10 protein-coding genes are annotated in these 12,062 nt (G+C 46.3%); 3 read left to right on the top strand and 7 right to left on the bottom strand.

The genetic code is table 11. From position 1 onward, the window contains the following. Positions 1-33 precede the first annotated feature (33 nt). Positions 34-408 (top strand): VOC family protein, encoded by a 375-nt coding sequence (locus LQ777_RS28930; RefSeq protein ID WP_232563937.1) that lies wholly within the window; start codon positions 34-36, stop codon positions 406-408. A gap of 9 nt (positions 409-417) precedes the next feature. Here LQ777_RS28930 and LQ777_RS28925 read toward each other — a convergent pair whose 3' ends face one another. From LQ777_RS28925 to LQ777_RS28915, 3 genes are all read right to left on the bottom strand, one after another. Further along, positions 418-1,164 carry a helix-turn-helix domain-containing protein gene (locus LQ777_RS28925; RefSeq protein ID WP_232563936.1) on the bottom strand — a complete coding sequence of 249 codons (747 nt, stop codon included), beginning with the start codon at positions 1,162-1,164 and terminating at the stop codon, positions 418-420. Positions 1,165-1,493: 329 nt separating this feature from the next. Further along, a complete protein-coding gene (locus LQ777_RS28920) occupies positions 1,494-2,828 on the bottom strand; it encodes a DUF2268 domain-containing putative Zn-dependent protease (RefSeq protein WP_232563935.1) in 1,335 nt (444 codons plus the stop codon). Positions 2,829-3,209: 381 nt separating this feature from the next. After that, positions 3,210-4,844, bottom strand: coding sequence for a S41 family peptidase (locus LQ777_RS28915; protein ID WP_232563934.1), 1,635 nt, complete (start codon positions 4,842-4,844; stop codon positions 3,210-3,212). A 443-nt stretch (positions 4,845-5,287) separates the two neighbouring features. Between LQ777_RS28915 and LQ777_RS28910 the strand changes: the two genes are divergently transcribed. Continuing rightward, positions 5,288-6,175 (top strand): serine hydrolase domain-containing protein, encoded by an 888-nt coding sequence (locus LQ777_RS28910; protein WP_232563933.1) that lies wholly within the window; start codon positions 5,288-5,290, stop codon positions 6,173-6,175. Between the two features lie 437 nt (positions 6,176-6,612). Here the strand turns inward: LQ777_RS28910 and LQ777_RS28905 are convergent, their stop codons facing one another. Beyond that, positions 6,613-6,777: a hypothetical protein gene (locus tag LQ777_RS28905; RefSeq protein WP_232563932.1), complete on the bottom strand. Its 165-nt coding sequence runs from the start codon at positions 6,775-6,777 to the stop codon at positions 6,613-6,615. A 310-nt stretch (positions 6,778-7,087) separates the two neighbouring features. Between LQ777_RS28905 and LQ777_RS28900 the strand changes: the two genes are divergently transcribed. Then, positions 7,088-7,495: a hypothetical protein gene (locus LQ777_RS28900; protein ID WP_232563931.1), complete on the top strand. Its 408-nt coding sequence runs from the start codon at positions 7,088-7,090 to the stop codon at positions 7,493-7,495. A gap of 108 nt (positions 7,496-7,603) precedes the next feature. On the opposite strand, the gene LQ777_RS28895 is transcribed toward LQ777_RS28900, so the two are convergent. From LQ777_RS28895 to LQ777_RS28885, 3 genes are all read right to left on the bottom strand, one after another. After that, positions 7,604-8,125: a DinB family protein gene (locus LQ777_RS28895; RefSeq protein WP_232563930.1), complete on the bottom strand. Its 522-nt coding sequence runs from the start codon at positions 8,123-8,125 to the stop codon at positions 7,604-7,606. Positions 8,126-8,370: 245 nt separating this feature from the next. After that, on the bottom strand, positions 8,371-9,156 hold the full coding sequence (locus LQ777_RS28890) for a carboxylesterase family protein (RefSeq protein ID WP_232563929.1): 786 nt from the start codon (positions 9,154-9,156) through the stop codon (positions 8,371-8,373). Between the two features lie 342 nt (positions 9,157-9,498). After that, complete coding sequence (locus LQ777_RS28885) at positions 9,499-11,934, bottom strand: outer membrane beta-barrel family protein (RefSeq protein ID WP_232563928.1); 2,436 nt, start codon at positions 11,932-11,934, stop codon at positions 9,499-9,501. Between the last annotated feature and the right edge of the window lie 128 nt (positions 11,935-12,062).

Raw genomic sequence — 12,062 nt, 5'->3', positions numbered from 1 at the left:
CCAATTTTGTGGCATCATTTACAGACAAATCACATGAAACTCAACCATATCAACATCGTCCTCACGGACATTCCTGCGGCAATCAACTTGTTTGAAAAGCACTTAGGTTTTAACTGCATTCAGAATCGCAAAGATGCCATTGCGGTCTTAACCAATACCGATGAATTTGCTTTAGTACTCTGGTCATCAAGACTCAATAAAGAACACACCGTTCACTATCCTGAAAATTTCCACATTGGCTTTTATCAGCCCGATAAAGAAACGGTCATCGCAATGTATGAGAAGCTAAAGGCCGAAAATGTCGTATTTCAGAGTGAGCCTAAAAGCATACGAAACACGTTTGGTTTTTATTTCCACTTCGACTCTTTACTCATCGAAATTAGTGTCATTCCTGCCTCATTTGAGTGATCAGCCAACTTAGTCCTTGGTGTAGTGGCCTACTTGAACAAATCGGATAGCCCGTTGCTGATAGAGTTGTTTGGGCGTACGACCCGTATGCTTTTTGGTTTGTCGGATGAAATGCGACTGATCATAGTAGTACGCTTGGGGATAAAACTGACCCTGACTGATCTGGGGTAAGGAGGAAAAAAACTGAAGTTGTTCCAAATAACCCTTTAGTGGTAAGCCAAAGGTAGCGTTGAAATACCGGTTGATTTGGCGAGCGGCCCAACCGGTTTGACGGGCTAAATCGTGGACCGAAACGGCTCCTTTGGAGGTATATACGAGTTCTGACAGCTTCTGTTTTCTTGGGTCTACAATTGACCAATTGAGTTGGTGCTCTAGCCGTTCACTCAACAAATCGGCAAATCTATCCAACGGCGTTTCTGCCTGTAACTCCATCCCCCCCAAAGTTGCTGGCGGTTTCTGGATGGAATTGGTTGGTAAAGTAGTTTTTAGTAAGTATTCAGCCGCTAAGAGTTTAAAGCGAACACCAAACAAGACACCCCTCTTTGGGATGGTGATGTCAAGTATATGAGTGGATAGACCAAACAGGTCTATTTGATTTTGTCGTTGCGGCTGAAGGGAGACAATTAATTCAATACCCGCATCAGGCAGTATTGTATAATGGCAATCGGTGTCGGTGTTGTTGTGGGTCTTCCAAAAAGCAAAGACGAAATCGTTTAGGGTTTCACCGGGCAGTTGCTGAGCATAGTTGATGGTCATCAATGATTGTCATGAGGATTGAACAGAGTAAGGATAAATCACGCAGCTAACACAATATACGGCAAAAATTCTTTTCAGCTTTCTTTGCCCTCATCTCCATAAATCCTGCCGCTTGGGACAAAAAGAGATATCCTTTTGCTTCGATAAGACGGTATACCGATGCTGTCGAGGGCCAATTGAGTCGTTAAACCGGTTGCTTATTGACCAGCCATAAAAAAGATTGAGCATGCTATGACTTACCCAATTAGTCCACCCCATCCCATAATTCTTCACTAATGAGTATTGTCTGATATAGCGGAGCCCCATTGATCAAAACGGGACTATTTTGGCTACCGGAACTTTCGATCATACCCGCTTTTATCGAGGAACATCAAAGCATTGTCCAGTTCGATCATCTCCCTGATAGCTGCATTTTTATCTACCGATTGGTTGTAGTAGGCCTGCGCGATCTTGTAGCCCATTCGATAGCCCAGATCACCAGGCCGTTCTTTGCTGGTGGCTGCATTGAATAACCAATTTTTTACACTTGTACTGCATAGTTCGTTTTTTATTGCCTGCCATAGTTGCTTTTCGTTTTTTGTGGCATAGACTGCCGCTCGACTCGTTATTTCCTGAGTCCGCTCCATGACTAATGATTCCGCCATAAAGCTGGCTACTCCTTCTTTAAGGACTTGTTCGAGTAAAACACACTGGCAAGCGTCCTTACTAATTGCTTTCTGTTGGGTATGGATATACTCATGAGCGATGGTTTCTTTGACAAAATTCAGCACATCCCGTTGACCAGAGCGCACCAGAATATCACTTTTCAGGTTCTCGTTTGTGATCTCGGAAACATCACAGTTTTTGTCACCAGCCAGCATTTCAAGGCCAATCAGCACGTACTGATTCGATAAGGTTCCACCCGAGGACATGGGGCCAATAGTAATAGCAATCTTGGCTGGTGTTCCCTTCTCATATAAAGAACGTGTTTTGGCAATGACTGCCGATAGCTCTGCGGGATTTAAAAAAAGCATTGTATTTTCCCGTACACTCGCGTAGAACCTCCGGTACTTCTTTATCCTCTCAATATAAAACTCAGCCGCCAAATACCTCACCCGCTGAAATTCTTTCAATCCGTTCGTTGCCCGGTCCAGATAATGGGCTTGAATGACCTCTACACTGTCGACATAGGTTCTGCATTGTTTTAGCCTGTCATAAGCCTCCCAGAAATGCTGAACATCGATTGTGGTGACTGCTTTTGTATTTTCAACGGCGAGCTCTTGAGCAATTTGTTGTCGTCGCCTGATCTGGGCTTCACTCAAGGTGGTCACCTCTATTTTGATAAGTCCAGTGGGGACAGGTTTTGGTGAAACTGATTTGATGTTTAGCCTGTAAAGCCCACTTTGTTGGGCAACATATTCCAACTGGTCATACCCCTTGTTGCCATCAGCCAGGTCTGTTGAGCAGACTTTCTGACGACTAGTATCGTAAAGGTTGACTTCAACATCTATATCTTCCTGATAGACCTTTATCCGGTAGACGTTGTTTTGCTTGAGGGGCAAGTCATAGTTAAGTTCCCCTCTGCCATCAAACGAGATAGGTTTTTGATTGGTTATGGATGGGTTTTGCTGGGCGAAAGAAGTTAAGCAAACAAAGCACAGAGCGATCCCTATCAATTTGATCATACAGTTGAAACAGTGGTGAGTAAATCGATTCATTTAGGTAAAGACACCGATTCGGTTCTTTCGTTGCAACGCCAGCTAGGCAGGACTGTGAATGGCAAGCAAAGGAACGTGTCACGCGTAGTAATTACTAGCTAACGGCTAGCCAACGACAGATCTAGTGCACTGGAGCCCACTCGAACAGGAAACGGATAGTGGCTGGTATCTGATGAAGACAAGGCTAGCCATTGTAGTTTTTGGAAAAGGTAGGCTACTACCTGAGCCACGGTGGCGAATTACTAGACGTACATTAAAAAACGCTCCTGTTCGAGACAGCCGAGTATGACAGATTGCCGTATGCAAACTCCCCTCGACTGGATCAATGCCGCCATTACAATCACCCGGCTACTGACTGATCCAGTCGATGGCCGCTTGTAAGGCGCGATCTGTGCCTGATAAATAGTCAGCAGCACTGGGGGTTGCGTCTATATCAATGGGAACGCCGGGCCCCAGAATTAACTGCCTATCCAGCGTGTAAACACCCCGCCCACTAAAGCGGGTTTGATACCCACCCGGAAACGTCACATAGCTCACATCACCGTTGGCCCCAGCGGAGGGTGTGCCAATAATCTTGGCCTGGGGCGCTGTCCGCAGCGCCATGCACGTCGATTCCCCTGCACTTTGGGTTCGGCTGTTACAGAGAATGGCGACTTTGCCCCGGTAGTAATCCGGGTTTTTTCGCCCTACGTACTGCACCTCACTCCAGATAAACCGTCCGGGAGACGATAGATCGGGTTTGGTATAACGCGCAAACCCCTTGGGGGCCGGATTTAAATACTCACAAATTCGCTGAAAGGTCCCTTTGGGGTAAGACCGCACATCAAAAATAATGCCTTGTCGATTTCGGTACTGCTCCATGACCTGCTTTACTTCGCCCACAGAAAGCGTACCCAAGTCAACGTAGCCAATGGTTGGGGGCACGGTTTTGGTTGGGACAGGCAACGGGGGGCGATAGCCAAACCGCTCGAAGTGATACCGATGCATCGTTTTTTGAACGCGTTGGCCATCGCGGATCAGATCAATCTGGACCACGGGCTGTGAGCCGGTGAGCAGAACCGGCAACAGCTGACGAATCAGCGCCGAGCGATTCGAGCCCGAATAATCCGGCGCTTGATCATCGATGAGTTCAGTAATCGAGTGATCACCGATGCGAATCAGGCGATCCCCCCGGCGAATATCATCGAGTTGGCTGAGCGAGTCATGGAGGTACCCCGTCACTAATAGCGAGTCAGTCAACAACCGATAATCAAAGGGGGGAAACAGGGCCGGTTTGGTCCAGGAAAGTCGATACGCTGGGGGGATGACCAACTCGGCATGACCGTCGTGGGTCGCACTAATAAGCTGCTGCAAGACGCGTTGATATCGTAGCGTGTCGATCGCTTGTTGGAAGCGGGGGATGAACTGGGGCAACACCTGCGACCAAGGTTGAGTCATGGCGTATTTGGCGGGATGGAAATATTCAATGATGTTCCAGTAGCGAAACAGTCCCAACAGCCGGTAGGATGCACTAGGCAAGGCCATGGCGGTATACTCGGCTTCAGAAAAGGTTAATCGGTTGCGAAAAGGGTCCCAGCGTACATACTGATTAGTCCGCTGGTTTCGATTAGCGGCAATAAAGGTCAACTGCCGGCTAAGCGCTGGATTAAACAGGGACGAATCGGCCAGCCAGCTTAAGTCTAGGTTTCGGCTAAAGCTCGCGGAGTCGGGCTGTGCACAACGTAAACAAGGTTTAACCGGGCCTAGTTGGCCGATCAAGCTTAGGAGTCGGGCGGACAAGTCAGCCTTAGACTGGATGGTAGGGGCTTCCTCAATGAGTCGAACGAGTTGGCCGTCCCAATCAACTTTATCAGTCGCTAGCTGTGGGTGATAGTATTTGAGAAACCCCCAAACTTTACCAATGGCCGCTAAGGTCTGGGCCTGGGTGATGGGCTGAGCGAGTGCGGATGATGATAGCAGGAGTAAGACGAAAAGATACCGCATAGGCTGGAGTTTGGCTATAGCCCCAAACTTATGAACCGTGACTTATTAATGCGATGTAATCGGGGTTAAAGTATGTTAAACGAAGTCATATTTGGCCTTGCTAAACCAGCTGTCGCCTGCTCATTGTTCAGCTTCAAAATGATGATATCATCGTGAATTATAAGTTCTCATAATACCCCTCCCAATTGAGACGAGGGAAGATTCGCCAAGAATATGAGTCATAAATGGGGCGTTTAACAAGATAAATAACCTCCTACCTCTTTACTTCCTCCCAACCGTTAGCACCCCAGTCAACTAAAGCACCTAATATACCCTTCAACGTCTTATTGTAAATTCTTCAGCTCGATCACCCTTTGACACTAAAAAAATACCGCTCTTACTAATATGTATAACATACTACCATGCTATGCATATACTCGCTCGACTATTGATCTTTTATACTTATGCATGTCTTTCGAAAATTTTTAGTTGTAATTCCTTTCTTGTTGATAGGCCAGCTCAGTCTGTTTGCCCAAGTCAACTCCGTAGATAGCTTAGTACAGGCTTATGTAAAAGAGCATCAATTCAGCGGCACCTTAATGGTGCAATGGAAAGGAAGACTTATTTATCAGAACTCATTTGGCCTAGCAAATCGCTCATTTGACATTCCTATTCACCAACATACTGCGTTTAAGATCGCTTCCATCACTAAGCTGTTCACTTCGGTTATCGTCATGCAACTCTATCAAGAGGGCAAACTAGACTTAAACCAGCCAATCCATACCTATTTGCCTAGCCTGACGGATGAAAAGTCATTCCAGATTAAGGTCCACCATCTGCTGAATCACACCTACGGTATCGACAACATTGAGAACCGGGGGATTGAGAACATACAAAATCCCTACACCACTGACGAGTTACTCTTGAAATATTATAACAATCCATTAAAATTTAGCCCAGGTACTCACTTTGAATATAACAACGGAGACTTCCTAATGCTGGGAAAGATTATTGAGCACGTTTGTCATCAATCTTATTCCGAAGTATTAGCCGAGCGAATTTTTATCCCACTTCAGTTGAAAGAAACCGGAATTTTGATCGATCAGCGAGTCATTAAACAGTTAGCCAGCACCTATTCGCTAAACCCTAAAACCAATCAGCTCTATAATGATATACCCTATTATATCGAAAACTTTTTCACCGCCGGAGCGATGTATTCAACGGTGAACGATGTATTGACGTTTGCGAATGCCCTGTTTGCCAATAAGCTGTTGAAACCAGCTACTTTGGCCTTGCTCTTAACGGCCTCCCCGAAACTCGATAGTTATGGGTATGGGTTGTGGGTTAGATAGTATACGGTTGATGGTAAGACCTATACCGTAGCCGAACGACCCGGACGCATCGCTGGCGCGAATGCCTTATTATCCCATCTGCAAGAGGAGGATCTTACGATTGTGAGCCTGAGTAACACCAATTCGACTAATCATGAACATTTCCACAATGAAATTAGGAAATCATTGGGCATACGAGTCTGGTAGTAAGTGACCGTAGGCGACTACCTAGCATCGGCAATCGGTAAAAAAACAATTGTCCCATAAAAGGCTCCTATGTGAGATGAAGGAAACTACCCACTTTTCGTATTTGCCTAGGAAGTACGAAAATAAAGCCATTACAAAAGCACTATTATTATGCTTTTAGGGGTGGAAAGGTCAAAAGAGTACCGACTTTCGTACTTAAGAATAGTACGAAAGCTAGATCATGATTATGTATCCTTGAACAGAACGATAAATTACAACTGTGGTATCTTTGGGCTGATTAGCGAATTGCTGTTTGAATTTGGGCTGTCTTCATTCTTTTTGTCGAATGCTTTGGCAATTTTCTTTAGAATAAAGTTGACACCGATTCCATCAAAGAGCCAAAAAAGCCATTTGGCGAGTACTTCAAGTAGGTCCATAGCTAGTAGAGTAAGTAGATTAGAAAATTACCAAATCCTTTGTTGAAAGTAAGTGCTGGCAACCGTTCTTTTACTCTATTAGTTGGAATTAATGTATTCCAATATTAGCTGTGCGATAGATACAAATGGTTAGTTACTCGTATCAAAAAAGGCTCCTACCTGAGACAAGAAGCGAATAGAGTCTTATGAATCTGCTTATTAATAAGTAGTTAACCTTGTGTCTTGTACTTTAGTTAACAGAGCGCCACTTATACGACACAAAAAGATCTGCGCAGTTAAGGATGTTATACTCCCTTAAATTAAATCAGCCATGAAAATCCTGCTCGTTTTAGCTGGCTTCGTAATGATGATCAACTCCTCTTGTCAACAAGCCGATGTAGTTGCTGATTCTGGCGTTGACGTACGCGATCAACGGATCGGTGTCTACGTGTGTGAGGTCAAACTTAAGAATTATACTACTCAGCAAGTCTCTTCCTCTTATGTTGATACATTAGAGATTTCCAAACAGGGGACTACCGAACTACTAATTAAAAGTAAAAAAGGTGTTCAAATACCGGCACTCAAATCGTTGGATGCAATTGGCCATGCGTATGGGGGGTCGGCTACTGTTTTAAGTTTTCGCCAAGGCCAGTCAATCCAAACTGACGGCGGAGAGCTACTGATGAGTAGTGGTCCAGACTCTGACTTTTACGAATATAAGGGTGTTAAAATCAAGTAGTTTCTAAGGAGACGTATGCTACTGACCGGCGTTGACGGGTATTGAAAAAATCACTGTCTCACAAATCGCTCCCCCTTGAGACGAGGGAGCGTTCGTGTCGCGGGCAATCTAACGCAATCGTAGGCCAAAATCGTGACGCTTATCTACTACGCGCTTAATGAGTCCAAGCTGGCCACAGTGGTACATGGTGTGCTGGATGTTCCAATCAATAGCCTCTCCTTTTGTAGTGGCAATGGGGTGAGCGGTCGGGGTTGGCTCTAACGGATCATCGAGTTCCGAAGCCTGCACCGTCGCCAAAATAGCCAATGACTTTTGCTGCATGAGGAGCAAATCCGCTGTCAGTTTAGCGGAATCTACTTTGCCTACTGATAAAGAAGGGGCAGCAACGGTGAACCACTCACTGTATTGCCGAATGGGAAGCTGCTGGAGAATGTCCATTTGGTGGCCCCGAATAACCAGAATAGAATGGAAGTAATGACTGATTAGCAAATGGCCCAGTTGCCAATCGATACTGGATTCTAGGGTCGGTGGAATAATAGTCCACTTGTCACGCGGCACGGTCTCCACCAGCTTATTAATCCATTGATAGGCATTGGCTGTTTGGTTAACCAGCATTTGGGTTTCAGTCATCAGTAGCGAGCGAGTTTAATGTTGCCGAAAAGCCATTATGTTCAAAGGGGCTAAGGTAGGGTAACTCACTCAAAAAGATAGCGTGTGTGCGCTTGGCGATAAGCTTTTTGCAGGATTAGCATGAAAAGTCTGTCAACCATCCCAGATTATCTCCTCAGACCGTTCTTTTCCATTGATTTCCGTGCTGGATAACTTGCGTTTCCTCACCGAACCGGACGGCTTGAACCAGCCATAAAACAGGTATGCTAGCGCTTCTTCTGACTAAACAGCCACTCGAAAAGACCGCCCTCGGCGTAGGTCTGCTGGACAATGTTGTGGCCAGCTCCGCGATATTCAGTATAGCGGGGACTACCCCCGTGCTGGCGTAGGGCCGCAACCATCAGCCGGGAATATTCCGCTCGGTTGACGCTGTCGGCCGAGCCGTGAAACAGCCACACCGGGATTGCCTGAATCGATTTTGCCCGAGCCGTGTCGGCAACGGAGCACACGGGGATGGCCGCCGTAAACAGCGTCGGCCGACGCGTCAGCAGATCAAGACTACCTTCTCCCCCACTCGAATAACCAGTGATGTACACTCGGTCGGTATCGATGGCTAGCTGATCAATCAATTCATCAATCAGCGACAAGGTTAGCTGAGCGGGCCGAGTTGGCTGATCCGACGTGCGTAGACTCCTAGGAAAGTTGGGAAAGTCAACCCATACTTGCTGGGTAGGGCATTGGGGAACCAACATAAAGCAGGAATAGCGTTGGCGACCCGTGTCACTGGTCAGCGCAGCCGGCACCCGCAACAGTGGTCTTTGGTTGTCATTGCCCCGCTCCCCATTGCCGTGCAGATAGATAAGGAGCGGGTATTTCTTACGGGCATTATAGTCGAGTGGGTATAACAGGCGGTAGCGTAGTGTATCGCCCACCTCCACGTAAGTGCGTGGGACAAATTGTTGATGGTCCAGCCCAACAGGCGCTGGCTGGGCTATGCTGGTTTCATTTACATAAAGTAACAGAGCGAGTGTCACAAGGAGGCAGGTACGCATCGAAGGCTGTTTGCTTGGAACAGCGAAATAAAGCGGTTGTGCCTAACGACCCAAGAAAACTTTCCATTTAGCTTGGTCTACTGTTACTTAAGAAAAACAGTCGTTTAAGAGAAAGCACCAGAAACATATTGAGTGGTTAAACACTGATTCACTCTCTAGGACAATAGGCTGTTCGGTTAACATAGGGCGTTTGCTGATAGAGGAATTAGTTTGCCGACGCTGGTGAACCTGCCTCCAGAAGAACGGCAACGGGCAAAATTGCCAACAACGTGTTTTGGCCGGACTTATCTATAATTTTAGCCGGCTTCGCTAGTGGCTTCTGTCGACTGTAAGCCTAAACGATCAGTTTTCTTTGGTGTCACTCCGACGCTTTTCATCGTTAGCCGCAGAGCTGGTTTTTATTTTGGCCACCTGGCCACCGAAGTTATAGATGACATTTAGTCTAACGGTTGTTGTCTCGTATTGGTTGTCCCAGCGCTGACGCAGTAAAATCGATTCCTGGATATACCGGCTTTTGTAGGTGTGAAACACATCAGTCACATTCAGCGAAACAGTGGCCCGTTTGCCAAACAGGGTTTGTCGTAAACCCGTCGTCAAGGTGAAATACGCATCGGTTGTGATGTTACGTTCCTGGGCCTTTCCCCGGTACCGAAAAAGAACAAGCCAGGAAAGCTGTTTGGTAATCGAGAAGCTATTGTAGGTATCAATATTAACGGTACCAATGCCTACTACTTTCGGTTCATCCCTGACCAACTGATACGCTAATTTCCGCAGATTGATACTGGTGCTCGTATACCACCACGGTTTGATCTGACTGTTGTAAGCAGTAAGCAGGCTATAGGTCTGGGTATAACGGTTATTGATGGGTCGAATCGTCGTACTGTCTCTAGTTAGATTTTGAAACGCTACGTACGTGAAGTCGCCAACGTCAACGCTGTAGCCAGCCGTGACAAAGAGAGCGTTACGATAGGCATAGGTAGCCGAACCGGTGTACGACGACACGGGGCGCAGAGCTGGATTGCCCTGTACGAAGTTATTGGCATTAACAATCCGCAGCAGCGGATTCATATTCTCATAGGTCGGTCGGTTGATCTTTTTGTCCACGCTGACCATAAAACCATGCTTGTCGTTGATTTTGTAATCAAGAAAGACTGTCGGGAAAAGCTGTACATACTGTTGCCCGAAAGACTGGTTAGCCTGGAGTTGCCGGCCCCGGTTATGGGTCATTTCAGCACGAAGCCCGAGCTGATACGATAGTTTTTTTCGTTCCTGACGAAACGTCGTGTACAGCGCATGAATGGTTTCCGAATACTGATAGGTGTCTTCCTGGGAATCGTTTCGCACGAGGGCTACACTCTCGCCATCATAAAGTACATTTCGGTTATTTGTCGCCACATAGCTGGACTTGAAACCCGTTTCCAACTGCACTTTGTTTTTGAAGGGAACGGCCAGATCAGCCTTAGCCGAATAGACATCGAACGCGTTGCTTTGATCGAAGAATGTACGCCTTATCGTATCAAAAGGCTGATCAAAAAACCGTTCAGTAGTATACTGATTCGAATTACTCGTGTTTCGGTAGTAATCCACGTCAACGGTCAGTTCCTTGCCAAGCGTATCCAACTGGTGAAGCAAATGGAAGCCCGATGAAAACGTGTTCGTTGTCGTTTTTACCTGATTGTCGGAATTTTCTTTAGCCATTGGCTCTTCGATTCTCCGGATCTGGGAATAGGCTGTCTTTCTGAACAGTTGTAGTGCATTGGTTACGGCCAGGGAAAGCGTCGTTTTTTTGGTCAGGTAGTAATCAAGCCCTAGATTGGGGGTTATGTTATTGGTTTGCCGAATGCTCCTGATTGTTGATTCAGTAGCACCAGCAGAGGAGTTCAGCGGCTTAACAGGGATTGACTGAATAGAATTGTCAACGTAGTACATATTGACATTGTAATCGGTATTGATGAGCAAATTATACTTGCCCGTTTTAAGGTTCAGATTAAATCCGCCGTTGGCTTTTGGGTAACGTCCAATGCCACCCCCCCCGTACAGATTACCTCTAAGCCCCTCTCGAGTGCCCCGTTTTCGGACGATATTAATTACACCGCCATTCGCAGATGCGTCGTATTTAGACGAAGGGCGGACAATCAATTCAATTTTTTCAATGGATGTCGAAGACATGCCTCGTAACAGACCCGCCAGGGCATCGGCCGATAGTGGGGTAGCCTTGCCATCGATGTAAACCTGTACGTTACGCCCATTTAAACTAATTTGGTTATCCAAGTTTACCTGCACACCCGGCAGGCGATCCATCACATCCATCAGCGACGATCCGCCAGTTAGTTGATCGGTAAGGTTAACGACTAGTTTGTCCGCGCGCCGTTCGATAAATGGTTTTTGGCCCGAAACCGTAACGGCGGATAACATTTTTGCCAATGGAGTCAGTTGGAGTGTTCCCACCGGTAGGTTACCACCGGCCTGTCCAACGTCAATCTCTTTTCGGATCGATTCGTAACCAAGCATACTCGTTTCGAGAATGAATGTCCCTGCTGATACACCTACTAGTTTGAACGTACCGTCCAGCTCACTGACTGTCGTCTTGATAATCGCTGAGTCAGCTTTGGCTTTGAGTATAATGGCCACAAAAGGCAGTGGAATTTTTGCTTCATTCATTACTACACCCGACAGGCTCATCGGTGCACGCTGCTGAGCTAGTCCATCATTGGCAAGATAGAAAAGGAGTAAAATAGACAAACAAGCCGGGCCGCTTGAACTTAGTACTGTTCTCATGACATAGTTGATTGAACCACCACATATTGGATTGAGCAAATATATAACTAAATTATTAGTTATATAACTATGACTTAAGTTTTACTGCCTTAGAGGGTCGCTAACTTGAATTTTCGACTAGTACTTTT

Source organism: Spirosoma oryzicola, assembly GCF_021233055.1.
Lineage (GTDB): Bacteria > Bacteroidota > Bacteroidia > Cytophagales > Spirosomataceae > Spirosoma > Spirosoma oryzicola.
Note: the sequence above shows the minus strand (reverse complement) of the source record. Positions and strands in the feature narration are given on the sequence as shown.